Consider the following 24,118-nt stretch of genomic DNA (forward strand, 5'->3'; position numbering starts at 1 on the left):
CTGTGACCCCGCGGGATAAACTGATCGAGTCCCTGGCTGGGTAAGGGGGTAGGTGCAATTGGCTAAGATTCAACGCCCAAGATTAAGTTCTGGCTATGACCCTACTTTTAATTTTTTATAGAAAGTTGAAGGCTTACCCTCGGAGACTGGGTATGATCAGGCTAATCAGCAATTTACCCAGGGCTAGGTTGCTTTAGAACTTTTGGGGAGAGTATGACAACAGTCTTAGTTGTGGATGATAGTCCGACTATGCGGGCCATGATTGTAGAAACAATACTGAGTCTGGGTTTAGAGGTGACGGAAGCCAGTGATGGGATTGAAGCCCAGGCCAAGGTGAGTCAAACAGTTCCCGATTTAATTGTTTTAGATGTGGTCATGCCCCGGATGAATGGCTATGAATTTTGTCGGTGGGTCAAAAATGAACCTGCATCTCAGAATGTACCTGTGATTATGTGCAGCACCAAGGGGGAACCCTTTGATATTCACTGGGGTAAAAAGCAGGGGGTAGATGCTTACATTACCAAGCCCTTTAATCCCGATGATTTAATTGCCAAAATCAAGGAACTCCTCACCCATTAAGGGCGAATAATTAACGATTGAATGGTTGTGTTGAATATTTGTACTGACCTTGCTGAATCCATCTGAGTCATCCTGGTTAGATGCCCCGCTTCCCCATCCCTGGCCGGCAGGATATGTTTTCTATAGCCCTGGGGGTCTGTTTCGCTATGAAGTCTTGGGGGCCTGTTGTCGGCTGTTTGACCGAGAGCAATTACCTTGGCCCTGTTGTCGGCTGGCCTGGCGGAGTAAGGAACCCAGTTGGCGGCGGGTGGGACGGCGATTCATTGGAGATTTGGCCGCATCGGGACATCCCTGCTACTGGGTCAAAAACCTGGATGTGGGCGCAGTGGGTGTTATGACCCTCTATACCGTGAAATTTTCCCGAGAGGAACGGCTTTGGTGGTCAGGTAAACGTTAGCCAGCCTTGGAGGAGTTTTTGCTGGCTGGGAGTCGGATTTTGAACCAGGCCGAGGTCATAACGGCTGGGTTGAGGAGTCGCTAAGGTCAAGGTGGTTTTACGCAACTGATCCTGATGAAACACCGTGATAGCCACCTCATCCCCAGGCCGATGCTCCTGTAACCGTTCCGACCATTTTTCCGCCCCAATCCGCCAGCCATTCAGGGCCACCAGTTCATCGCCCACCGCCAGGCCGGCCCTCTGACCGGGGGAGTCGTAATCAACGGTTTTAATTGTCACCAAGCCCCGCTCTGTTTTCAGGGTAATTCCGGTGTAGGGGCAGGCTTTTCCAAGGCTCGGGCGCAGTTCCAGGCCAAAGGGTTCTAAATAGGGATTAAAGTCCAGTTCTACGGTTCCTTGGATATAGGTTTGCTCAAATTCGCTGAAATCTTCCCCAGCCACTTCACTAATTACGGCCCAAAGATGATCCGGCGTAAACCCAGCCCCGGCCTGGCGATAGTCTTGCCACAGTTGTTCCATCACCTGATTAAAATTGCGTTGATTGTGAAACTTAGCCCGAATTTTCAGATCCAGTAGCAGCGTCACCAAAGCCCCCTTGAGGTAGTAGGACATTTGGGAGTTGGGGCTATTAGCATCGGGACGGTAGAGCTTAATCCAGGTATCAAAACTGGAGTCATGGAGAGATTGCACTAGCCGCCCAGGGGTTGTGAGATACCGAGAAATGTCATCAGATAAGAGCTTGAAGTAAACCCCCTGATCATAGAGACCTGCCCAGAGGGGAATCAGTTGGTCGTAATAGCTAGTCACACCTTCACAAAACCAGAGGAAGTGGGTGTAATTTTCCTGGTCATAGTCAAAGCTGGCCAGGGCCTGGGGGCGAATCCGCTTTACATTCCAAAGGTGGAAAAATTCATGGGCCACCAAACCTAAAAAACGCTGGTAGGCCTCGGGCTGGACAAAACCAAAGCGGTTATAGATCAGGGAACAGGAATTTTGATGCTCCAGGCCCCCATACCCTTGTCCCGTCAGATGGAGGATAAAGGTGTAATCAGGATAGGGCAGCCCATCAAAGAGTTTTGCTTCCAGAGTAATAATCTTTTCTAGATCTGGAATGACCCGATCCGCCCGAAAGTTCCCTTCTCCCCAAACCGCAAGGCGATGGTCTTTCCCCAACACCCGGAAGTCATAGACCCGATGGGTACCAATTTCAAAGGGACTATCTACAAGGGTGTCGTAGTCAGCCGCCAGAAAGGTATGGGACTCGGTGGGGATGGGCGGGAGGGCAGTGGTGATATGCCAATCCGGAGGGGGCTGAATCCTGATGGTAATGGGGAGTGACTCCAAGCCTGGGACATACACACAGAGGGCGGCTGGGTTGAAATAGGCATGGGTGGCATCTAAGTGATTGGTGCGCACCGTCAGTTCATGGGCATAGACGCGGTAAGCAATCGTGATGGTGGTAATTTCCGGGGTGGCAATTTGCCAGTGGTTTTTGGTACATTTCCAGGCCTGGAGGGGCTGCCCAGCGGAACTGGCAACAAAATCTTGGACATGACGGGCATAGTCACGCACCAAATAGGAGCCAGGAGTCCAGACGGGCATTTTAAGATCCAAGACATCCTGCTGCCAGCCCGTCACCGTAAACATAACTTCAAATAAATGCGTCCAGGGCTGCGAAAAGCCAATCACAAACTCCAGGCCGGGTTGCTGCCCCAAACATTGGTCAGGAGTGGCTGGGGAGGCTGGGTTGGGAGATGTGGCGGAAACAGAAGGGGACATAGGTCGAGATCACGGGCAGATAGGGGCGGGAAATCTAGCTTAGGAAAATAGGGACTGCACGGGTAAATCTAGGGGTGGGCGTTGTCCCCACTGCTGTAACTTAGCAGCTAAATCCTGCTTACGGACAGGTTTACTCAAGTAGTCATCCATCCCCGCCCCATAGCACCGTTGACGATCCTCAGGCATGGCATTGGCAGTGAGGGCAATAATCGGCACATGGGTGGCAGTCCGTTGTTCCTTAGCCCGAATTTGGCGAGTGGCTTCAAACCCATCCATTTCTGGCATTTGGCAATCCATAAAAATCAGATCATATCCGACTGTCTCCCAGGCCAGCACGGCTTCTAGGCCATTACTCACCACATCTGCCCCATAGCCAAGGTTCTTTAACTGCCGCAGGGCTACCTTTTGATTGGTGACATTATCTTCGGCAACTAAAATTCTTAGGGAGGACTCAGAGGGTGTGATCAGCACTTCAGGGATTGGGGGCGCAGACGGGGCTGCCGGGGGAGTCAGAAGTGCCACTAGGGTATTAAACAAGCGCGATGGGCGAACAGGCTTGACTAAATAGGCATCAAATTCCGCTCGACATTGGGGATCCGTTGGCCCCAGGGATGTGAGCATAACGAGGGGGATTGTTTGGGCCAAGGGAAGTTGGCGAATTTGCCGGCCGAGGGTGAGACCATCCACATCGGGCATCTGCATATCCAAAAGGGCAAGATCAACCCCCTGGCCAGAAGCATGGTTGCTGTTCAGAACCTCTAGGGCGGCGTGGGCACTCATGGCAGTCAGAACCTCCAGGCCCCAGTGGCGCAGATGATAGCGGCTAATGTCTAAGTTAGTTTGGTTATCATCCACCAAAAGCACCCGTTTGCCCACCAGGCCCGGGGGAGCCACGAGGGGGTCTGCCGCTGTTCCCAGGGGAAAAGGAATTTCAAACCAAAAACAGGAACCCACCCCCTCCGTACTCTCAACCCCAATTTGCCCACCCATCATTTCCACAATTTGCCGACAGATGGCTAAGCCGAGGCCTGTGCCCCCATATTTCCGGGTTGTTGAGGCATCCACTTGGGTAAAGGGTTGGAAGAGTTTGGGTAAGGCCGCCGCCGGAATCCCAATCCCCGTATCTTCGACTGTGAAGCGCAACAGGGTGGTTGGGGGTACTGCTTCTGGTGTAGATTCCCCTGAAAAGGCAGTTTGCCCCATCTCATCCCCGCTCCGGACGCGAATCACCACCTCTCCCGCGCTAGTAAACTTCAGGGCATTGTTGACCAGGTTAACTAACACTTGCCGGAGGCGACTTTCATCTCCTTTTAACCAGGCCGGGACATCGTACTCCACCAGGGCCGCAAGTTCTAAATTTTTCCGATGGGCATTCCCCGCCAACAGGTCTACCACTTCATCCACACAGGCCTGGAGGTTAAAATTTACCATCTCCAACTGCATTTCATGGGCTTCTAGCTTGGAAAAATCAAGGATTTCATTAATGACCGTCAACAGGTTTTCGCTGCCTAGACGGACGGTTTCCACATAGTCCCGCTGTTCCGTATCCAGTCGCGTTTCTAACAGTAGGCCCGTCATCCCAACAATGGCGTTGAGGGGGGTGCGAATTTCATGACTCATGGTGGCCATAAAGCTGGTTTTCACCTGGAGGGCCTGGGTGAGTTGTTTTTGTGAAGACTCTAATGCCGCCAGCATCCCATTAATGTTCCGCTCTAGGGCTGATAACTCATCTCCGCCACGCACTGGTAAACGTTGGCAGACATCTCCCGAACGGCGGATTTGACTCACCCCCGCACTCATCGTCGATAATCTGGCCAGCACCAACCGCTCCAGCAACAGAAGCATAATTGCGCCAAAAATGAGACCCACACCACCACTAGCTCCCACCAAGACCCAACGACTTTCTTCGGCCAACAGGGGGATGCTGGGGCTGACCTCTAGGCGCAAAATGGCCGCCGGTTTTTGATTAATCCCCATCAAGAAGACATAGGTGGCTAGATCACCATTTTTGAGGGGGGTGATCACCGGATGAGCAAAATCAAGATCAAGATATTGTTCTCTGACTCTGTTCTCTGTGTCGCTAAAATCAGGCAGATACAGACCACTGGCGATGGGAATTAGGGTGACTGGGGCCTGAATAATATGGGAGATGCGTTGACTGAAGCGACTATCTAAGAATTGACCATAAATTGCTGTTCCCCTGACCGGGCCTTGGTTTTGAGAATTTAAGATTGGCTGAGCCGTAAACAGTAAAACCCCTTCGCGCAGATGAATTAAACCCACATGACGATCCCCCGGCCACTTAGCCATTAACCGTCCAGATTCAATGTAGGGAAGAAAATCCTTTGGCAGGGCCTGAACATTAATATTGTTGGAATAAAACGTACCTCCATAGACCAGTTCCCCCTCTCGATTCACAATTGCAATCAGGTTAATATCCAAATTCTTATAGGTGTCTGGAATCAGGTTGGCCTGCAAATACTCAAGATTGCCATCCAGAACAAACTGATAGGTTTCATCCCAGGCCGACCAGCTTTGAAAATCCCTAGTGAAGTCTTCTTTCTTCAGTTCTACCAAGTTGAAAATTGCATCAGCCCCTCTTTTAGCCCGGGCCTGGGTGTCGGCATGAATGTTGTGATTGAGGACAGAAACGGAAATTCCATAGATAATACTCACCAGGCCCACCAAGGTTGCTCCGGTAATAGCTAAGGTTTTTTGCCGCAAACTCCAATGCAACTTTAGACTTGACCTCAACAAATGAACCAGATGGAGGAATCGCTCATCCCAGGCCTAGCAGAAAATCACCAGCTTCGGCAATTAGGGGGTGGCTGTAATGTTACGGGGATTTAAGGGCAGACCACTGACATACCGCTGGAGGGCAGAAATGGCCCGGTTGTAGTCCACAGTGGCACTGAGCAGATTACTTTGGGACTGGGTCAAGGAGGTTTCCGCATTACTGACTTCGAGTTGTGTCCCGACCCCGGCCTGGAATCGTAATCGAGCTAACCTGAGTCCCTCTGTGGCCTGTTGGACAGCAACCCGGTTGGTGCGGATATTTTGGTCACTGGATTGCAAGGTGTAGTAGGCCTGCTCAATCTGAAAGCGAATTAAATTCCGAAAATTGGCAAACTGGGCTTCGGCAATGGCGGCACTGGCTTCCTGCTGCGCGGCACTGGCCTTAGATGCTCCCCCGTCAAACAACACCAAACTTAGTTGCCCATTCACGGCATAGCCCACTTGGGGATCGGAACTGTCGGCCAAGTCATCAGCCCCATTGCCCGTGGCGGAGATCGAAATTTGCGGCCCCAAGTTCCCGAGAGCTACCCGCCGTTGTTGGAGGGCGACATTCCGTTGACTAATTTGCTGGGCTAGTTCGACTCGGTTGCGAAATCCCAAGGCAATGCTTTGCTCCAGGGATAACTGCCATTCCCCAATCACTTGAATCGGATCCGCAGCGGAAAGGTTAACCGTATTGGCCACATTCAGGGTTTGGGCCAGTTGGCGGCGGGCCGTGGATTGTTGGCTCTGGGCCTGGATTAACTGTTGTTGATTATTAGCCAGTTGTACCTCGGCCTGGAGGACTTCAAAGACGGTTCCCAGGCCAGCCTTTTCTCGAGCCACCGCATCCCGGAGACTAATGCGCGAATTTTCCACCGCGGCCTGGGCAATTCGGACAAGGGCATCGGCCTGTTGAATGTCGTAGTAGTTATTGGTGACATCAAACCGCAGTTGTTCCAGTTGGCGTTGGAGGTCTAATTCGGCATTACGAACCTGTTCTTGAGCCGCTTTGATCGAGCCATCCCGTTGCCCAGAGGTAAAGACGTTATAGCTCAATTGCAACGAAGCACTGGCCGGCGCACTAAAGGTATTAATCGTGTTGGGGCGACCCTGAAGAAATTGTTGCAGGGGAGGAAGGTTGTTAAATTGATTTTGAATTTCTTGATTGGAGATTTTCAGGAGGGCGGAATCATTGGCCCCAACACTGGTGGCAAAGCTCAGGTTCGGATAAAGGGCTGCTTCGGACTGGCGTAAACTGGCCCGGCTTTGACGGAGTTGTTGCTCAATGACTTGCAATTGGGGATTGTTGCGGCGGGCCACCTCTACGGATTGGGCCAGGCTCAGGGGTTGATTCAAATCAATTTTGACTTCCTCTGGGCGAGTGGGCAGATAGAGGGGATCAGGACTGGGATTGAGACGGACTAATTCTCCTGAAGATGTGGGTGCTGGGCCACCGGTGGCGGGCAGGTTTGGAAAAGCAGCACCATTGGACTGGGGAGGTTGTAAGGGCATCGGAGTATTCGTCTGGGCCAATGTCACTGGCATTACCAGCCCCGCGAAAACAGTAGTTAACCCAAAACTCCCTAACAATCCACGGGTAACTGGGTTGAATAATCCGGGTTTCCAATGCAGATTCACAAACTTCACTCCTCGTTGTTAGCCATCTCTAGCCAGGATTAATCAACAGATCGCGATTCTCGCCTTTTTCTGTCTTAACTGATATCCCACACTTAGGCTCCCGACCTTGAATATACCTAATTTTTTCACCTCTGCCACCTCTGTCCCCTGTGCTACAGAAAATTTGGATTAGTCCTTCTGTTTAATTGCCTGGGGGGATGGCGGCCAGGCCAGTGGAGTCTTGAGCCTTACCATTAGCGGCGGTGGGGGGGATTTTGAAGTTTAGATGCTGATGGAGGAGACCTCAGGGCCGCATCGGAGGTGATGTTCCCCAGGCCCGAACTGATCATCAGGATGGGGTTTAAGGACAATTCAACTACAATAAAAATTAATCTGCTTTAACTATTGATTCTCTTGGGGGTGGTTATGCAATGCCCCGCCTGTCAACATCCTGATGGCCGTGTCTTAGAGTCCCGTTCAGCAGAGGGGGGTCATAGTATTCGGCGGCGGCGCGAATGTCTCCAATGTGGGCGGCGATTTACCACCTATGAGCGGATTGAATTTGTCCCGATGACGGTCATTAAACGGGATGGGCGGCGGGAGTCTTTTAATCGCTCAAAACTCCTGCGGGGGCTGGTGACGGCCTGTGGTAAAACTGGCGTTGGCCTGGAAATAATTGAGTCAGTGGTGGATGACATTGAAGCCTCGTTGCAGTTACGGGAAGAGCGGGAAATTCCCAGCGCAGAAATTGGGGAGGCCGCTTTACAACAGTTGCGGGGCATTAGTGAAGTGGCCTATGTTCGATTTGCTTCAGTTTATCGGCAGTTTCAGGGCATTGATGACTTTGTCCAAGAACTCCACAATCTCCAAGGGTTAGTCCAGTCCGGTGCCGATCCGGTCTCTGTCCAAGCCAGCAATCGAGCACTGGTGAAAAATTCCTTAATTCTCCAAACCTAAAGATGGCTATTTGTGGGCTGTGCTGGGGAGGGAGGGGATGAGTTGGCGATCAGAAGATGCTATTGTTACCCCAAATACAAGAACCAAATATCAGAAATTGATAATCCCAATCGCTGGGCAGCGGGGATAAAAATATCCAGGCCTGGTAAATGGATGCCGCCTAAGCTAAGATTAGAGATCCATTCAGTCTATGTTGGGCTGGACTAGCCGGTTGGTTGACTTAAACTAACTTGGTTTTGAACTATACCTTTGTTTTGCAACTTCCCCTATCCCAAAGGAGTCAAAAAATTAGTCGCATGGTCAATCAGGAAAAGGTTATTGATATTGGGTTTACCCACGCCGATTTTGCCGCCCTCTTAGATAAATACGATTACCACTTCAATCCCGGTGATGTGGTGGCAGGGACGGTCTTCAGCATTGAACCCAAAGGCGCACTGATTGACATTGGCGCAAAAACCGCTGCTTACATTCCCATCCAAGAAATGTCAATTAACCGGATTGATAACCCTGATGAGGTGTTGCAGTCCAATGAAGTGCGGGAATTTTTTATTCTGGCTGATGAAAACGAAGAAGGGCAGTTAACCCTCTCAATTCGCCGGATTGAATATATGCGGGCCTGGGAACGGGTACGGCAATTACAAGCGGAAGATGCCACCGTGCGCTCCCAAGTTTTTGCCACCAACCGGGGTGGGGCCTTGGTGCGGATTGAAGGGTTACGGGGTTTTATTCCCGGCTCCCACATCAGTACGCGGGTGAACAAAGAAGAATTAGTCGGTGAAGAACTCCCCCTGAAGTTCCTCGAAGTGGATGAAGAGCGCAATCGCCTCGTCCTCAGTCATCGCCGGGCCTTGGTTGAACGGAAGATGAACAAGTTGGAAGTGGGCGAAGTCGTGATTGGGACGGTGCGCGGCATCAAACCCTATGGGGCCTTTATTGATATTGGCGGTGTGAGCGGCTTGCTGCACATTTCCGAAATTTCCCATGACCATATTGATACGCCCCACAGCGTCTTTAACGTTAATGACCAACTCAAGGTGATGATTATTGACCTAGATGCGGAACGGGGCCGGATTTCCCTTTCTACCAAGCAACTGGAACCCGAACCAGGGGATATGGTCAAGAATCCGCAACTGGTCTATGAAAAAGCGGAAGAAATGGCTGAAAAATATCGGCAACAACAACTGGCTCAACAAGAAGCACTCCTGAATGGTGGTGTGGTTGAAGAGGCTAGTGAGGAATCCTACGAGGCCGTTTCTGCTACTGATGCGGGTGATGGAGAGGATATAGAAGAAGAAGTTGCCCTACAGGAGGCCTAGGCTCTGGTATCTCGGTTAGCGATTACGCTGGGGGATCCGGCCGGGATTGGCCCGGAAGTGATCCTCAAGGCCTTAGCTGCACTAGAACAAATTGGCTCTCTTGACTGCTTCGAGTTAGTGGTTGTGGGGAGTCAATCTGTTTTAGATAAAACCTATGAGCAATTAATCGCCTTAGGGTGCGCCTGTTTTGACCCAGGCCAGCTTAATATTCTCGATTCATTCCCGGCTATTCATGTCACCCCCGGCCAACCTAATCCTGAAACTGGCGCGGCGAGTTTTGCCTATCTGGAACAGGCGATTCAGTTAGCCTTGTCTGGTAAAGTTTCTGGGATTGTGACTGGGCCGATTAGCAAGACCATTTGGCAGCAGGCGGGCTACGATTACCCAGGCCAGACAGAAGTTTTAGCAACCCAAAGTCAAAGTCAATCAACAGGGATGTTTTTTGTTGGCCGCTCGCCCCAGACGGGTTGGGTGTTGAGAACATTACTGGCAACAACCCATATTCCCCTCGCCCAAGTTCCCCAGGCCCTCACCCCGGATTTATTAACTCAAAAACTGGAGTTGCTGATTCAAACCTTAAAACAGGATTTTGGCCTGGAAACTCCCCGGATCGCGATTGCTGGCTTAAATCCCCACAGCGGTGAACAAGGCAAATTGGGACGAGAGGAAGTTGAATGGATGCAGACCTGGTTAGAGTCAATGAAGGTTAAATATCCACAGGTTGAGTTAATGGGTCTAGTCCCACCGGATACGCTATGGGTGGGAGCGGGCTTGGCCTGGTGGCAGGATTTTCCATGTCCAACTGCTTATGATGCCTACCTGGCCCTCTATCATGACCAAGGACTCATTCCAGTAAAAATGTTGGCTTTTGACCAGGCCGTGAACTGTACCCTTGGCTTGCCCTTTATTCGCACTTCCCCAGATCATGGCACTGCCTTTGATATTGCGGGTCGTGGGATTGCCAGAAGTGAAAGTATGGAAGCGGCCTTGGCCTGGGCAAAAACTTTAAGCCGAAAAAGAGCATTCTGAGAATACCTCTGACGGAATTCAGCGACTTGTTTTTTGCGCCCATTAGACTCCAGCTTGAAAATGATTAGTTAAGTTGGAGTACAAGATTGACCACTGTTAAAGTATGGTTCTGGGAAAGACCACTAAGAAATTTTATGGTATAGTGAATTGCTGCGAATCGCCAAATTTTGCAGGTACTGATAGAATATTTTCTATTTGCATAAGTCACGATAGTAGAGTCATATAATTTCCTTAGTGTTTTTGAAACTTTCCAGGTTTCAGGATAGTTCATGTCAGTTTTACTTAAAGATAAAGTAATTAGTTTCCTGTTAAGCCTTTTAGCCATTCCTGCTACTGGTATCTTTGTCCAGCCATCACTGGCCTCTAACTTCAGTAAGCCAGTTGGGATGCCCCTTTCTCCTGGGGATCGTCTCAATGTTCAGATTCGTGAAGGAGAAGGCTTTAGTGGAATTTATGAAGTGAGCTTGGATGGCACGATCAATATTCCCTATCTTCAGCCAATTCGGGTAGTCGGACTCGACATTGCCCAAGTTGAGCAGATTCTCACTCGCTCCTTAGTTCAAGCTGGACTATTCAATCCCAAATTTGTCCAAGTTAGTGTTGCTATTCGACAATGGGGGCCAATTCTGATCAACATTTCTGGAGCAACTTTTGAGCCGGGGCAACGAATGATTAACTCACTGTCTGCCGAAGCTCAAGCAACGGATCAGGCATCCAGTCGCATCTCTGGTAGCTATCCTCCCAATCGGTATTTAACTGCGGCACTCCAAGCTGGGGGCGGCATTACTCCCTACGCAGATTTACAGAATATCCGGATTATTCGGGATGGACAAGAGAACGTCGTAGATTTATCCCCTATTTTTTTGGGAGGAAAAATCACAGATGTCCCGTTAGTAGCTGGGGATCAAATTATTGTCCCATCCAAACCAGAATTTCAAAATGACTATGTGCGCCCCAGCCAGATTACGCCCCCAGGTATTGCCGTGAACCTTTCTAACCTCACTGTCCCAGCAACGAGTAATGCCTCATCTAATCTGAGTTCACAGAACAACAGCTTCGCCTATGGGATTCGTTTCTCCCAGGCCATTGTTTTTGCAAACTGCGTGGGCGGAACACAAACAACTAACGCCCTCAGATATGGTGTCCTTGTCCGCACGGATCGCCTCACCGGTAAAACAACCTATGTGCAACGTTCCGTAGAAAGTTTGATCCGTAACTCTACAGACAACGAAAATAATCCGTTCTTAATGCCCTATGACTCAGTGGCTTGCTATGATTCAACAGTGACAAATATCAGTGCTGTTTTGGGTTTCCTCAGCAATCTCATATCGCCCTTTAATTTACTCAATAACTTAATTCGTGGCAATAGTAGTACCACAATTATCAATCCATAAAATAGATAAATGCATCCAATCCATGTAACTGACTCACCTGAGCAATTCACTCAAATCTAGAAGAAATCGTATGGCTTCGACTCTCGCATCAACTGGTATTTCTCATCAATCATCTAACCAATCCCATTGGTGGCGTTATGTTGTGTTTTTTGTCCTTGGGAACTCCTTAATTTGGGGGATTGCCGGACTTTATCTACTCCTGTCGCCAGCACGTTACACCAGTAAGCTATCTCTCATTTTGCCGGGCAGTACTCCAGGGGTGAGTGTCTCTCTACCCAATATTGGCCAAGCGTCTACCGTGCCGACTTCGCCCTTTAATAATGTTCAGGTTGACCCTCGAGCTAACTATAAATATATTCTCATGGGAAATCAGGTCATTGATGCGGCTGCCAAAAGTCAAAATTTGACATCCCAGAGCTTTGGTGTGCCCCGAATTAAGCTCCTGGATACCACCAGCATCATCGAAGTTGAACTAAGTGGTAACACTCCTGTAGAGGCTCAGGAAAAAGCATGGGCCCTCTATAACCAATTTACGCAAGAGTTAAATACCCTTCGCTCAAAAGTCATTGCTCAACAGGATGTCGGAATACAGGGATTACTCAAAACTGCCCGGACTAGACTGGAAATAGCCCAAAAGAATTTATCAAACTACAAGTCCAAGTCTGGTCTCAGTTCCGAAGATCAATTAAATAGTCTTTCAACCAACATTGAAGAATTAAGGCGATTGCGCTCGGAAGCGATTGGGGAGCGTCAAAAAGCTGCGAATCAGCAGGCCCAACTCTCTAAAACCCTCGGACTATCCCCCCAACAGGCAAACTTTGCTTATGTCCTTCAGGCGGATCAACGGTTTCAAGATAATTTACGGGATTACAGCCAAAGCAGTGCCCAACTCGCAGTTTTACTCGGAAAATGGGGCCCCAATCATCCCGTGGTTGCCACCCAAATGTCTAAACAAAAACAAGCTCGTCAAGCCCTAATTCAGCGCAGTATTGCCCTACTTGGATTTCCGATTTCCCCCGACCAAGTGGCTCGCATTAATATTAGTCAAACAGCACCGGGGGCAGGACGAGAGGCTCTCTTTACTAAGTTAATTACCTTGCAAGCAGAACAGCAGGGGTTAACGGCCCAGGCCGAGGGAATGAGCCAACAGATTCTACAACTGGAGCAGCGACTACGGCTTCTGGCCCAAAAGCAGGCTGTTTTGGAGAGCTATCAGCGAGAGGTACAGATTGCCCAGGCCGTTTTTTCCTCTACATTGGCTCAAAATGATTTAGGACAGTCGAATATATTTGCTAACTATCCTCAGGTTCAGATCTTGACTCCGCCGATTTTACCGCAAGAACCCAGCTCACCAAATCCCAAGTTAGCTCTACTAGGTGCTGTTTGTAGTTCTCTGTTACTGATCGCTGGATTAACACTTTATTGGTTTAAGATCAAAAAAAATACCACAATGACTTCTGCTCAAGCAACTCAATGATCATCTCTTGCCCATGAAACCTAAAGTTTTACATATTGTCACAGATTTAAACTTGGGGGGCATTAATACACTGATTCAAAACTGGCAACAATCGTCCCTTATCACCGAGTTTAACTTTTTAGTTGCTGAAATTACCCAACTGGAAACGGCCTTTAATTTATTTCGTCCTCAGCTTGTTCTTTTACACAGTGCTTGCTCACGTCAGATATTGCCAAAACTCTTAGGCTTGATTGGACAACAAACTAAGCTGATTATTGTTGATCATCATTACTGCTCTGGCTTTGAAAAAACGGTTTCATCTAAGTTTCGTTTACATTTGATGCTGAGACTGAGCTATCGTTTAGCCTATCGGGTTGTGGCTGTTTCTCAAGGACAGAGTCAATGGATGTTAAGGAATGATTTAGTTGCACCGGAAAAACTGCATATCCTCCCTCCAATACCCAATCTCAGGCCTTTATTGAATATCTTGCCTGTGAAATCATGGACATTACCTTTGAACGTCGGTGCCTATGGTCGGTTTGCAGAGCAGAAAGGGTTTGACATCTTACTGAGGACGCTGCAAAAATATCCGGAATTAAATATCACAATCAACTTAGTCGGTGATGGCCCAGATGCAGGACAATTACACGGATTGGCTGAGGGCTTAAGGAATGTTGAAATTAGTCCAGCTACAACCGATATTCCAGGCTTGATGGCATCGTGCCAGGCCATTGTTATTCCATCACGGTGGGAACCCTGGGGCCTGGCCTGTGTGGAAGCCAAAGCTGCGGCCCGGCCTGTGATTGTCAGCGATGTTGATGGCTTGAGTGAACAAATGAATGGCTGTGGAATTTTAGTTCAGCCAGACAACATAGAATCCTTAGCCGCAGCACTTCAATCCTTAACAAAGCAATCTCCGAGCCAATTAGCTCAATGGGGAAATCAGGGTCGGGCATCCGTTACAAACGCGTGGGAAAACCATATCAAGGCCTTTAGTACTTTTTTATGGGACAGTTTATGACCTGAGGAAAATTACACTATTCTCTATCTTTCTAAAGCCCCAGAAAATCAGCAATCTTAAGAGGCCAGCTTCGAGCGCACTTTCTCGATCATCTCTGAAATATGCAGCGCTTAACCCGAGACTGCGGCAACGAACTGACGTATCTTATTTTCTCTAAAGCTTTAATTAATGGGGGGGCATGGAAATATAGATGGGCGGGGGGCCTGGGTAGTGGCTATGGCGGAGAATCTCGGCATCGTCAGCGTTATGGGGCTTGAGGTAGAAATAATAGGGGTCACTGCGGTGGATCAGGTCATCCTCCGGCTGGGGTCGCTGGCTAATTAATAAATCTGTGTCGATGCGAATATGCATATACCCCGGAATTAACTCTGTGGGTTGAGGCACATTGGGGGTAAAGACCGTTTCAAGAGTGGCTTGAGTTGTGAGTTTGATCAGGCTGTTTCTTGATTCTCCGAGGACATCAGTGGGAATTTCTTGCCAGGTAAACCCAGTTTGGACAAAGGCTCGCAGGGGTAGGATTTGGATATAGAGGGGATGTTCTCGATCCAGGTTTTGCATCACGAGGGTTAAGCGATAGGACTGGCCATCCGGCTCGTAGGCAACATTTTGCAGATCAATATAGAGATAACCATGACTGGCCTGGTCGAGTTGAGCTAATGCTTGTTTTTGAGCCCTTGCCACCCGTCGTTGATACCAGGCCAGGCCGGCATCCAGGCCCCAGGCCACTGAAAAAATTGGTAACAACCAGAGGAATTTTCGCCGATCAATGCCTAAATTTGTCCCTAAGGATATGGGTACTTGCGTCGGTGATCCTTCCGGTTGCTTTAAGGGTGGTAAAGGAAGGGGATCTGTTTTTTGATCTAGTTCCCGATCTTGTTTTATCTCAGTGATTTTGCCTTGATCTAAGTGCAACACCTGATCGGCATATTGGGTCAGGCTGAGATTGTGGGTGACGATGACCAAGCTGATGTTCTGAGACCGACAGAGGTGGAGCAACAGGGCCATAATTTCTAGTTCTGTGGTTTCGTCTAAGTCCCCTGTGGGTTCATCAGCCATCAATAACGGTGGGTTATTCATTAAGGCTCTGGCAATGGCGACCCGGCGTTGTTCCCCTCCCGATAATTGGCCTGGGTAGGCTTGGCAACGGTGTCCTAATCCCACTTGCTCTAGTAATAGGGCGGCTCGGTCGTAGGCCTGGGTTGAAGTAGTTGTGTTTCCGACTAATCCTGGCAAAGCAACATTATCAATCGCTCGTAAGGTGGGTAACAGACTGGCAAATTGAAACACAAACCCAAAACTGCGGTTCCGCATTTCCGCCCGTTGCTGAGCAGATAGCTCCCAGATATTGGTGTCCTGGATTTTTACCAGGCCCCGAGTTGGCCGACTTAAGCCGCTGATCATGGCTAACAGCGACGACTTGCCCGACCCGGAGCGGCCAATAATAGCAGTAAATTGGCCTGGCCACAGCGACACACTCACCTCTTTAACGGCATCAACGACTCCCCAGGCCGTGGTGTAGGTTTTACTGAGGTTTTGGGCGTTTAGGAGCGGGGTGAAAGCAGTCATGCATTTAGGTTAGCCGAACAATTCAGAGGGATCATGGCAGCTAATTTTCCAGGCCGGCACCAGAGCACCCAGGCCACCCAGCAAGGCCGCCCCGAGGATGCAACTCAGTCCTAACTCTGCCATAGCCCACGCTCCCGGCCAGAGAAACGAGACTCCAAGGCTGTTTAAGTCATAAATCAGGGTGCGTTGTGAGAGGCGGATTAGCCCCAGGCCCAGGCCAGTTCCGATCAGTCCACCACCGCCGGTCATGAGTGTGGCCTCCAGCAAGACTAAGCCAATTAATTGCTTGGGTTTTGTCCCGATGGCGGCTAAGAGGCCCAATTCCTGTTGCCGTTCGCTGACAATGGCACTAAAAATCACACTGATCATCAACGCCAGTCCGAGCAGAATCGCCCCCATTAATAGCCAGATACCCTGCACCAAAGCCGTTAGCCCTGGCCGCACCGTCGTTAAAATTACGTCTGCCGTAATGACTTTGACCTGGGGGGCCTGGGCTAGGATGGCAAACTGGACTTGTTGGGATGTGGCTCCGGGCTTGAGTTTGACCAAGAGGGCCGAATACTGGCCTGGTGAAAAATTGAGAGGATAATTTCCGCTTTGACTTGCCTCTGCCAGGTGCTGCAACGTTTCAAAATTAACAAACAAGGCCTGTTCATGGGTTCCCACCCCTGTGCGTTCTAAGCGACCATAAACAATTAACTTTTGTCCATAGAGATAAATCTCCTGATTCAATTGCTCAGGATGACCGCCGCCCACAATCACATCCCCGGCCTGGAATGGACGCGCTAACTGTTCGACTAACCAGGGTCTTACCGTAAAGTCATGGCCTGGGTCAAAGGCAATTAACTCCACGGAATGATCCATGGTGCCTGGCCTGTGATATCCCGATTGATCCGTTCGCAGCAGCAATTGAGGTGCTACCTGTGACACACCGGGTATGGACGCAATTTGGGAAGCCAAGCTGGAGTCGAGGCTTAAATCCGTTGGTGCAGCCGTGAGTAAGGCGGAGGTAATATTCACTAACGTCTTTTGGGGAACTACGAGCAGATCTGCACCCAAACGGGAAAAGCTGACGGTCATACTGGTTTGGGATCCCCATAACAGGGTTGTAACGGCAAAAATCGCCCCCGTTGCCACCGCCACTGCCCCGATTAGTAACAGGGTTCTTGTTTTCCGCCGCCCCAGATTCTGTAGAGCCAGCCGCAAGAAAATCCAATTTCTACTCATCTCATGCCAGTTCATCTTTCCAAATGTAAATTAATAAACCTGTGAAGTGTCAACATTTCTTCTGTACAGAACTAGAAATAATTATCTTGCCCTGAGTCATCCACGTTCCTGATCAAATCACCTGCTGCGGATCATCTCTGATACTCACAGGCATCCTCCCGGCGGTCGGCTTGGATTTGGGTTATCATGCTGGCGGCAACTGGTCATGCAATTCTGGCTCAACATCAGCGACTTTAGCCAACACAGCCTCGTATTTCCTTCGATCACCACGACTTGCACGCTCTTGCAAATACCCCTCAGTCGTTAGTGCTGAGATTTTTTCGGCAACTGCCAGCGCAATAAATTGGTCTAGGGAAACTCCATCCTGCTCTGCAAGTCTCTGCAAGCTTCTATACAAGGAGTCGGGTAGCTGGATGCTTAACGTGCTCATGGCAGTGCTCCAATAGACTCAAGGAAGTTTGTCGGGGTCACGGCACGAATCCCAAACTGCTCAATGCCTACAAAATCACGGATATTGTATGTCACTACGCTATCACACCCCGCTTTAACGGCCAGTTCTAGCACCATGTCATCCTTTGGATCGGGCAGGAAAGGTCGCCAAAGGAAGAAAATTTGGTGATGGGAAGCAACAGAACAGTGAAAATTAAGAAAATCTTGTATGTCTGCGAGATTAATAGTCAAATTTGGTAGTTCCCGCAATAGAACCTCTTCATACTCCAGAACTAGCGGTACAGAAAGATTGATCTTAAACTGCTCGCTACCAACGAGGCTCAACAGACGAAAAGCACTCCCGTTTCTAGAACGTAGCCCAGCAATAACTACATTTGTGTCAATCACAATTTGAGGGATGGGTATTGGCGACAGCACCAGAGGCGTTTATTAGGAACCCACCAATGCTACATCACGAAGACTAGACGGCGATAACCAGGTTCAGAAGGGACTGGATCGGGTAGGTTTGCCCACCAAATTTCTCCCCGAACCATTACCAATCCTCGTGGGGCAAAGACATAAACTGTATCCTTGCCATCACTGGATCAAGTTCAGAGGATTCTGTAGCGTAAACCTGATTCAATTGGTGCAAGATTTGATCGCGGTTATGCTTTTTCAGGTATGCCTGTAGTGCTTTTGCATAAAGCTCACTGCGCGACAATCCTAACTGCAGAGCAAGTGCTTCGGCCTCTTCAAAGATTGAATCTGGAAGTGAAATTGCAGTTTTCATAGTGAGCTTAGCTTAAAGTCCTACAGTTTGGTTATACCTCAGTCATACCAGAGCTGCAAGAACAAGGAGACTATATAGTGATTTCGCTTAGGAGTTAAACACTAAAAGACTTGAAACCCTTATAGGCAGTTGTTTTGTTGGCGTAGTCTCTCGGAGGGATAATGTCTCATTTTTGGCAGAAATAACTATATTGCAAAGGACTTAAACGCTGAACTGAAACCCAGTTCAATACACACTGCTTTCTCGATTTCTGCCCAATAAACGTCTTCTAAAACACCCTGTTTATTCTTAATTCTCTGAGCATCTACAGCCCTCATTTGACTTAAGTTAATGTGCCGATCTCTATCGAGTCCATTCTGCGGAGTTGGTGCAATATTCACAACAAACGGATAAGTCTTTGTTCCTGGCAACAAGGGCGCAACGATTGTTGTTGAACCATTTTGGTTGCCGATATCATTTTGCAAAATTAGACAAGGGCGCTCTTTATCGGTTTCATGACCAAGAACAGGTTTCAGATCAACCCACCATATTTCTCCTCGCTTGTAGGTTAAGTTTCCGTTAGGCATTTAAACCATCACCGACGGCAACATCCCAGGCCGAGATTTCTTCCTGTAACTCTGGGTTATTAGCCTGATCCTTATAAGCCTCTTCTAGCTCTTTCATCAAAATCCTTCTCTTCTCTTGCGAAAGGACAGCATTGATAAAGCTGCTACGGTTGCTGGCGAGCCGATCTACAAAATCGAGAATGTCGTCATCCAAGGTTATGCTGACTTTCTTGCTCATGGCTGTAAGCCAGCCACAGTGAGCTGGTAGGATTTTACTGTCATACTAACTAATCCTACGTTGGTAGTCAATTATATTCCATGGGCTATTAGTTATTGGAAACAGTTTCTTTATACAAATTATTGATTAACTTTATCTGACCAGTCTGGAGCACCCTGTAATTTTAAGGATTGAGCAGTTTTAAGAAACGTTTGAGAGGGTTTAATTTCATTGGGTGAAACAGTCTCAATGATAATTCTTACCCTTGTCCCTGCGGCTAGGTTTAAGGGTGCTTTGGGTTGAAGGGCTGTCCCATCGAATACAGCTTCAAGTTTATAGAGAATCATTCTCTAAAAGCAATTAGCTAATTTCCAACATAGTCTGACTTTTACCTTTAGTCGGTAAGATAAGAAACAGCCCTGATGGCGTGGGCAGTAATTAAAAAGATCATTACGTTTTATTAGTGAACTAAACATCTTCGACAGTTTTTTATATGGTATCAACTATTAATTTCTGTCATTGTATGGAAGCCTCCTATAGCGTTCTCTATTAATTTCGATACTTTGTGTAGTAGGTTCATCAGTATCTCCTTGAGCAACATGCGCAACCAATAAATACTTTACTCCGTCTAGCACACCAGACTGAACATCTGAGACCAATTGGCTTGAAAAATCCAAGTCTAAACCCTGAAGATAACGACAGCAAATTTTATAAGCTAGTGGAAGTCCCAGCGAATTTATCTTTTTTGCTCGACTCCTAAGAGCTAAGACATGAGGAGTTGGAACAACAATGGCTTGAGTAGATTGATAAGGAATTGAAAAGCAAAGATGACAAAATCCTTGTTTTAATAAATTTATCACGCAGGCATCTGTAGGTTGATTATCGTAGAGTAGTATCTGATGATTGGAGACTTTTGACGACTGATATTCAAGCTGCTTCCAATTTAATTTTGTATATCCCCCACTCGTATACCTTCGTTTTGCTTCAAGGAATGCTACACCAGTCAGTGATTTTTGCTTGGGAAAGGTGAGCCTTATGAGTATGGCTATATCGCCATGATCTTCTTCCAAAACTCCATCAGCTTTGTAAGCATCCCATGCCATCGAGAAACAACTAGGAATGTCAGTGATAGTAACATCTCGAAAGTTTTGTGTTATGCCTTGAAGCCAGGTGTAGCTGATATGGTCTTCATTCCACGCTCTTGGATTGCAACTGTGAACGGAGGAAGAAATAACATTTTCAACTTCGTTCAACCATTGATAAAATCTTAATTTCTTCATTCACGTCAAGCACTAAATTAAGTTTTGACTTTAGCAGTAACCGACAAATTTGGCTACCGTCTAAGCCATTGGACAAACTGTATAACGAAAATGGTCAGCGGCGGCAGAAAAAATAGGCCACCTGCGAGAGCTCCCTGTGCCGTCCGCTGCACCAACGTGTTAGGTTTCCTTTGCATAGCTCAGGTTAAAACATAAACTAGCATGATGACACAAACTCATTAGAGTGGTAATCAATTATAAAAGTCTACACAAGTTGTCATGCCCCAATTATTAAAAAGCTTATGTACGAAATCTGAAGGTATTTGATGATTTGGTGCGTCATGCGGTATAAATTCACCTGATCTTATAAATAGTAAAAGTTTTTCTGGCAAACTGCCTTCTGTTGAAATATTAAGTGCTGAATAGAGTTCTATAATTTCCTCTAATGTATCTGCGCAATTAAAATGATCCCATACAAGCAATACACCACTTAAGGAGGTATTCTGGTTTCTTATTTGATTACGAGCTATTTCTTTTAGTTCATTTAGTTTCCCATGGAAGGCATTGAAGTTATTTATATGCTGTCTTAGCTTTTCTGATACATCAATTAATGCAACTCCATAGACTTCACCTTGCCTATTAGAGTATGATCTTATTTGACGATTGGCATCAGTAATTCTATCCCCGATAGCTCTGTCTTGTGATCTAGATCGAATTCTCTTACAATCAAAAGCAATACCTTTATCTAATCCCTCAATAGTTAACAAAAAGTCTGGAGTTTTTTCACCTCTTTGCTCACTCTCAGAAAGTGCAGTAATTACTCTTCCAGGATAACTAGTAAATCGTGCTGCACAGAAAAACTCTGCCATCAATGATGGAAAATCGTTGGGATTGAGGATTCTATTTTTAATTCTTTTCACAACTCCATCATTTCCATAATTCTCAAAATTGCCAAGGCTTAGATTCTGGCCTTCCCCTGAGCTGCATTTTGAGACGATATAGCTATCAAGAGAGACAGTTAGGATCAACGGAATTTTATCCAAATTATTTTGAAGATGAATCAACTCATTCTGGTCAATCATCAAATTACAAATATCAATGTAATTCTTGAGTGGGTGTTCTATTCTTGGTCGATTGTACAGTTCTTGAAGTTTATCTGAACCAACTAGTCCTTCAATGAGTTGTTTCTGCTTGGCAAATCGATTTTCAGGAAGAATTATTCTTTGAGTCGAGGGATCAGACATAGATTGTCTATCCTGAAGTGCAATTAACTCAGTGAGTCTAACACCTAACTATGAATTAGACAGAAAGTTTCCGTCTAAAAGAACTATTAAGGTGTTTAGGCTGAATGTCAAGTTTCTTCCTAAGTACCCTATAGGGACTAAAAAGCAGGAAACCTCAACACAGTATCCTCTGCCAGGATAATTAGTCTCCGGGGGAAACGACCAGAAGCGCAATCATGAGATACACCCCAATCATGCAGTGGGATAGCCATTCATCCACCCCCAGCGCCACCAGGCCCAGCACTGTAAACACCAGGCCCGCCACAAACACACTCCAGGTTAAATCTTGGATCAAGGGGTTGGGGGTATAAAGATTGAGACCAATCGCTAAAGAAGTCAAGACAAAACAGACAATCGCAGCAATATGGCTCCAGACCGAATAGAGAACATAGCGATTACGAGCTTGGAGCAAATGGGTTAACCGTTCGAGTTGGGGTTGCCAGGCCTTGTGCTTACCCGGATCCGAAATATGCGCTTGTAACCCGATCTGCTTTTGCTCCAAGGCACTGATATTGTTAAACAGCAACGCCCGCCGCCCACTTAAACCCAAGAGAAATAGGGCCTGGGACATCAACATTACCATTGGGGCCAGCAGGTCTTGAATGATGACTAAGGTACGGGTGGCACTGACATCCATAACGATGGCTCACTCGGTTTATCTAGAGCTTTGGGCGCACTGTGGCCTACAACATACAAGAGCGAGACCACCGTAACTCATCCACAGAACGGGGCACTAGGCTGAGATCATGATGACCGCCAGGGCTGGGCATAAACCCAACTAACTCATCGGTACGGGTATCAATGAAATAGACCATGCTGCGATAGCGTTGAAAGCCCCCTGTAATCCCGACTACATAGCGACCATCTGGGGTAATCGTAATACTTTCCACATCCGGGGCAATATTTTGGATTTCTTTGCGGATTTTCCAGGTTTCCGTATCAATGACCATGACCCCCGACTTGGCTGGGGCCGGATAGAGAATCACCAGATACAGTTTTTTGGCATCGGGCGTAAACACCATGTGGAAGGGTTCGGGATAGCGGCCATACCACAGGGGATCCCGGATTTCGGCAAACTTTTTCCATTTCTTCGGATCTGGGTCGCTACTGTCAAAGACACCCAAAGCATTTTCCCGCCCATTGTTCATAAAGCAGAAATACTTGCCATCCGGTGAAAATCCAGATTCATGGCCTGGAGACCCGACTTGATCTAGTTTGATTTCCCAGGTGTCTTTATCGGTTTTGGTGACCGGGTAATGATCCGGGGTTTGGGAATTAAACGAGCAGAAGGTGACTGGCTCCATATTTTTCTGGGCATCCAGCACCACCAGGCCCCCACATAAGCGAATTAAGGTCGCCGCCCAGCGTCCGGAAGGATGCCAAATTGTCCCATCTGCCCCACATAGCCCCAAAACATCTTGGCCAGGAATTTGTCCTTCTTCTACCAGCAATTCCCCCGACGGCACCATTTCCCAGTCAATTTTCAGCCCCTTAGTCCCTTGGTAATCAAACAAGCCAGTCGTGGCATCGGGATAAATCCGCCGAACTTTTAGCGTTCCCCCTTGTCGCCAGGCCTGGTCAAGCTCCGGCACATTAGGCACCCAATCATATTTCAGGGCCACCTTAACTTGGGAACTGCCCCGATCAAACCAGGCCGCAATATCCTTTTGACCATCCGTAATCCAGTAGGATTGGGCATCATCTGGTTTAATCGTGGTGTGGACTCCCAGGCCCAGGCCCGTACTGGCCGCCACATTATCTTCCAGAACCATCATATTGCCGTCATATTTGACCTTATACATATTGAAGCCCTCGGCGGGTTCCGACATTGGCGTGGGAATGCCAAAGATCAAGGCATCTTTCCCCCCCTGACAACTGTTGATAAACTCAAAGCCTTCATAGGGATTACTCGAGGGAAAGGCCTGGATGTGGTGGGAAATTGGGCAATAGTCGCCATAGTTCCAGTACCAAATCGAAGCCATGACCGTGCCTGTTTTTAAGTCCAGCGCGTGCGTGCCACCGCCCATTTTTTGGGGACAGAGGAGAATATAATCCCCAATAACATCCCCATTGGGCAAGCGAAACAGGTAGTCATCAATATTGGAGACTTTGCGGTGGATCGGTTGATTGGGGCTATATCCCGGTTCCAGGGCAACTCCTTGGGGGGGCAATGTTGGCGTTGTTTCTGCGGCCAAGGCCGGCCGAGCTAACCCCACTCCTAAAACACTGGTGGCGGCAATTTGCAACAGTGAACGCCGATTGAGCGCGGCTGGCTGGGGGGGAGTTGGGGAAACTGATGCATCGGTATTTACTTGCTCTGGTTGCAGTTGCTCTTCCATACTCACCATATTCCCCATGAGTTTGATTTTGTAATCTAGTCAATATTTTCTTTATGCCTAGGGTAACTCACTCAAACAGCCATGGCATTATGACTTTATAAATTGCAATGATTACCAAAAGCCGCTTAAGGTTTTTTGAA

At 47.9% G+C, this 24,118-nt stretch carries 22 protein-coding genes and 1 pseudogene; 8 read left to right on the top strand and 15 right to left on the bottom strand.

Annotated elements, in window-relative coordinates:
- The first annotated feature begins 213 nt into the window (after positions 1-213).
- Both RIF25_RS00065 and RIF25_RS00070 read left to right on the top strand, forming a co-directional pair.
- Positions 214-579 (top strand): response regulator, encoded by a 366-nt coding sequence (locus RIF25_RS00065; protein ID WP_322876528.1) that lies wholly within the window; start codon positions 214-216, stop codon positions 577-579.
- Between the two features lie 49 nt (positions 580-628).
- Complete coding sequence (locus RIF25_RS00070; RefSeq protein ID WP_322876529.1) at positions 629-976, top strand: hypothetical protein; 348 nt, start codon at positions 629-631, stop codon at positions 974-976.
- Here RIF25_RS00070 and RIF25_RS00075 read toward each other — a convergent pair.
- The 3 genes from RIF25_RS00075 to RIF25_RS00085 all read right to left on the bottom strand — a co-directional run bounded on the left by RIF25_RS00075 (position 962) and on the right by RIF25_RS00085 (position 7,171).
- Complete coding sequence (locus tag RIF25_RS00075) at positions 962-2,755, bottom strand: M61 family metallopeptidase (RefSeq protein ID WP_322876530.1); 1,794 nt, start codon at positions 2,753-2,755, stop codon at positions 962-964. The genes RIF25_RS00070 and RIF25_RS00075 overlap by 15 nt on opposite strands.
- Positions 2,756-2,794: 39 nt before the next feature.
- A complete protein-coding gene (locus RIF25_RS00080; protein WP_322876531.1) occupies positions 2,795-5,479 on the bottom strand; it encodes a response regulator in 2,685 nt (894 codons plus the stop codon).
- A gap of 93 nt (positions 5,480-5,572) precedes the next feature.
- Positions 5,573-7,171 (bottom strand): TolC family protein, encoded by a 1,599-nt coding sequence (locus tag RIF25_RS00085; protein ID WP_322876532.1) that lies wholly within the window; start codon positions 7,169-7,171, stop codon positions 5,573-5,575.
- Between the two features lie 405 nt (positions 7,172-7,576).
- On the opposite strand from RIF25_RS00085, the gene nrdR reads away from it, so the two are divergent.
- The 6 genes from nrdR (at position 7,577) to RIF25_RS00115 (ending at position 14,323) form a co-directional block, all read left to right on the top strand.
- On the top strand, positions 7,577-8,107 hold the full coding sequence (gene nrdR / locus RIF25_RS00090) for a transcriptional regulator NrdR (RefSeq protein WP_322876533.1): 531 nt from the start codon (positions 7,577-7,579) through the stop codon (positions 8,105-8,107).
- A gap of 296 nt (positions 8,108-8,403) precedes the next feature.
- A complete protein-coding gene (locus RIF25_RS00095) occupies positions 8,404-9,423 on the top strand; it encodes a 30S ribosomal protein S1 (protein ID WP_407682273.1) in 1,020 nt (339 codons plus the stop codon).
- A gap of 3 nt (positions 9,424-9,426) precedes the next feature.
- Positions 9,427-10,452 (top strand): 4-hydroxythreonine-4-phosphate dehydrogenase PdxA, encoded by a 1,026-nt coding sequence (gene pdxA, locus RIF25_RS00100; RefSeq protein ID WP_407682274.1) that lies wholly within the window; start codon positions 9,427-9,429, stop codon positions 10,450-10,452.
- Positions 10,453-10,721: 269 nt separating this feature from the next.
- Complete coding sequence (locus RIF25_RS00105; RefSeq protein WP_322876535.1) at positions 10,722-11,846, top strand: polysaccharide biosynthesis/export family protein; 1,125 nt, start codon at positions 10,722-10,724, stop codon at positions 11,844-11,846.
- Positions 11,847-11,988: 142 nt separating this feature from the next.
- A complete protein-coding gene (locus RIF25_RS00110) occupies positions 11,989-13,323 on the top strand; it encodes a GumC family protein (RefSeq protein ID WP_322876536.1) in 1,335 nt (444 codons plus the stop codon).
- A 13-nt stretch (positions 13,324-13,336) separates the two neighbouring features.
- Complete coding sequence (locus RIF25_RS00115) at positions 13,337-14,323, top strand: glycosyltransferase family 4 protein (protein ID WP_322876537.1); 987 nt, start codon at positions 13,337-13,339, stop codon at positions 14,321-14,323.
- A gap of 165 nt (positions 14,324-14,488) precedes the next feature.
- On the opposite strand, the gene RIF25_RS00120 is transcribed toward RIF25_RS00115, so the two are convergent.
- The 12 genes and pseudogenes from RIF25_RS00120 to RIF25_RS00165 form a co-directional block, all read right to left on the bottom strand.
- Entirely contained in the window at positions 14,489-15,889 is a 1,401-nt protein-coding gene (locus RIF25_RS00120; protein ID WP_322876538.1) for an ABC transporter ATP-binding protein, read from the bottom strand.
- Between the two features lie 9 nt (positions 15,890-15,898).
- Entirely contained in the window at positions 15,899-17,116 is a 1,218-nt protein-coding gene (locus tag RIF25_RS00125; protein ID WP_322876539.1) for an ABC transporter permease, read from the bottom strand.
- A gap of 184 nt (positions 17,117-17,300) precedes the next feature.
- The gene (locus tag RIF25_RS17000) at positions 17,301-17,546 is read right to left on the bottom strand and encodes a toxin-antitoxin system HicB family antitoxin (protein WP_407682262.1); all 246 of its coding nucleotides are present in this window, start codon (positions 17,544-17,546) and stop codon (positions 17,301-17,303) included.
- Positions 17,543-17,983, bottom strand: coding sequence for a putative toxin-antitoxin system toxin component, PIN family (locus RIF25_RS00130; protein ID WP_322876540.1), 441 nt, complete (start codon positions 17,981-17,983; stop codon positions 17,543-17,545). Before RIF25_RS00130 ends, RIF25_RS17000 begins: the two co-directional genes overlap by 4 nt.
- Positions 17,984-18,015: 32 nt before the next feature.
- Positions 18,016-18,099: pseudogene (locus RIF25_RS17005) on the bottom strand (type II toxin-antitoxin system PemK/MazF family toxin); the annotation flags it as partial.
- Positions 18,099-18,335, bottom strand: coding sequence for a hypothetical protein (locus RIF25_RS00135; RefSeq protein ID WP_322876541.1), 237 nt, complete (start codon positions 18,333-18,335; stop codon positions 18,099-18,101). The gene RIF25_RS00135 and the pseudogene RIF25_RS17005, both read right to left, overlap by 1 nt.
- Before the next feature lie 185 nt (positions 18,336-18,520).
- Positions 18,521-18,901, bottom strand: coding sequence for a type II toxin-antitoxin system PemK/MazF family toxin (locus RIF25_RS00140; RefSeq protein ID WP_322876542.1), 381 nt, complete (start codon positions 18,899-18,901; stop codon positions 18,521-18,523).
- Positions 18,894-19,118: a type II toxin-antitoxin system MazE family antitoxin gene (gene mazE, locus RIF25_RS00145; protein ID WP_322876543.1), complete on the bottom strand. Its 225-nt coding sequence runs from the start codon at positions 19,116-19,118 to the stop codon at positions 18,894-18,896. Before mazE ends, RIF25_RS00140 begins: the two co-directional genes overlap by 8 nt.
- 485 nt (positions 19,119-19,603) lie before the next feature.
- Positions 19,604-20,350 (bottom strand): hypothetical protein, encoded by a 747-nt coding sequence (locus RIF25_RS00150; protein WP_322876544.1) that lies wholly within the window; start codon positions 20,348-20,350, stop codon positions 19,604-19,606.
- Between the two features lie 257 nt (positions 20,351-20,607).
- On the bottom strand, positions 20,608-21,600 hold the full coding sequence (locus RIF25_RS00155) for a hypothetical protein (RefSeq protein WP_322876545.1): 993 nt from the start codon (positions 21,598-21,600) through the stop codon (positions 20,608-20,610).
- A gap of 181 nt (positions 21,601-21,781) precedes the next feature.
- On the bottom strand, positions 21,782-22,276 hold the full coding sequence (locus RIF25_RS00160) for a DUF2721 domain-containing protein (RefSeq protein WP_322876546.1): 495 nt from the start codon (positions 22,274-22,276) through the stop codon (positions 21,782-21,784).
- Positions 22,277-22,322: 46 nt separating this feature from the next.
- Positions 22,323-23,987: a hypothetical protein gene (locus RIF25_RS00165; protein ID WP_322876547.1), complete on the bottom strand. Its 1,665-nt coding sequence runs from the start codon at positions 23,985-23,987 to the stop codon at positions 22,323-22,325.
- Between the last annotated feature and the right edge of the window lie 131 nt (positions 23,988-24,118).

It is taken from the genome of Pseudocalidococcus azoricus BACA0444 (assembly GCF_031729055.1).
In the GTDB taxonomy this organism is placed as follows: Bacteria; Cyanobacteriota; Cyanobacteriia; order Thermosynechococcales; family Thermosynechococcaceae; genus Pseudocalidococcus; species Pseudocalidococcus azoricus.

Bases quoted from the DNA above. Each gene is read 5' to 3' on its own strand.
- RIF25_RS17000 (WP_407682262.1), bottom strand. From the start codon at position 17,546: ATGAGCACGTTAAGCATCCAGCTACCCGACTCCTTGTATAGAAGCTTG.
- RIF25_RS00075 (WP_322876530.1), bottom strand. From the start codon at position 2,755: ATGTCCCCTTCTGTTTCCGCCACATCTCCCAACCCAGCCTCCCCAGCC.
- RIF25_RS00155 (WP_322876545.1), bottom strand. From the start codon at position 21,600: ATGTCTGATCCCTCGACTCAAAGAATAATTCTTCCTGAAAATCGATTT.
- RIF25_RS00105 (WP_322876535.1), top strand. From the start codon at position 10,722: ATGTCAGTTTTACTTAAAGATAAAGTAATTAGTTTCCTGTTAAGCCTT.
- nrdR (WP_322876533.1), top strand. From the start codon at position 7,577: ATGCAATGCCCCGCCTGTCAACATCCTGATGGCCGTGTCTTAGAGTCC.
- RIF25_RS00120 (WP_322876538.1), bottom strand. From the start codon at position 15,889: ATGACTGCTTTCACCCCGCTCCTAAACGCCCAAAACCTCAGTAAAACC.
- RIF25_RS00160 (WP_322876546.1), bottom strand. From the start codon at position 22,276: ATGGATGTCAGTGCCACCCGTACCTTAGTCATCATTCAAGACCTGCTG.
- RIF25_RS00140 (WP_322876542.1), bottom strand. From the start codon at position 18,901: ATGCCTAACGGAAACTTAACCTACAAGCGAGGAGAAATATGGTGGGTT.
- RIF25_RS00165 (WP_322876547.1), bottom strand. From the start codon at position 23,987: ATGGTGAGTATGGAAGAGCAACTGCAACCAGAGCAAGTAAATACCGAT.
- RIF25_RS00125 (WP_322876539.1), bottom strand. From the start codon at position 17,116: ATGAGTAGAAATTGGATTTTCTTGCGGCTGGCTCTACAGAATCTGGGG.
- RIF25_RS00065 (WP_322876528.1), top strand. From the start codon at position 214: ATGACAACAGTCTTAGTTGTGGATGATAGTCCGACTATGCGGGCCATG.
- RIF25_RS00115 (WP_322876537.1), top strand. From the start codon at position 13,337: ATGAAACCTAAAGTTTTACATATTGTCACAGATTTAAACTTGGGGGGC.
- mazE (WP_322876543.1), bottom strand. From the start codon at position 19,118: ATGAGCAAGAAAGTCAGCATAACCTTGGATGACGACATTCTCGATTTT.
- RIF25_RS00135 (WP_322876541.1), bottom strand. From the start codon at position 18,335: ATGAAAACTGCAATTTCACTTCCAGATTCAATCTTTGAAGAGGCCGAA.
- RIF25_RS00095 (WP_407682273.1), top strand. From the start codon at position 8,404: ATGGTCAATCAGGAAAAGGTTATTGATATTGGGTTTACCCACGCCGAT.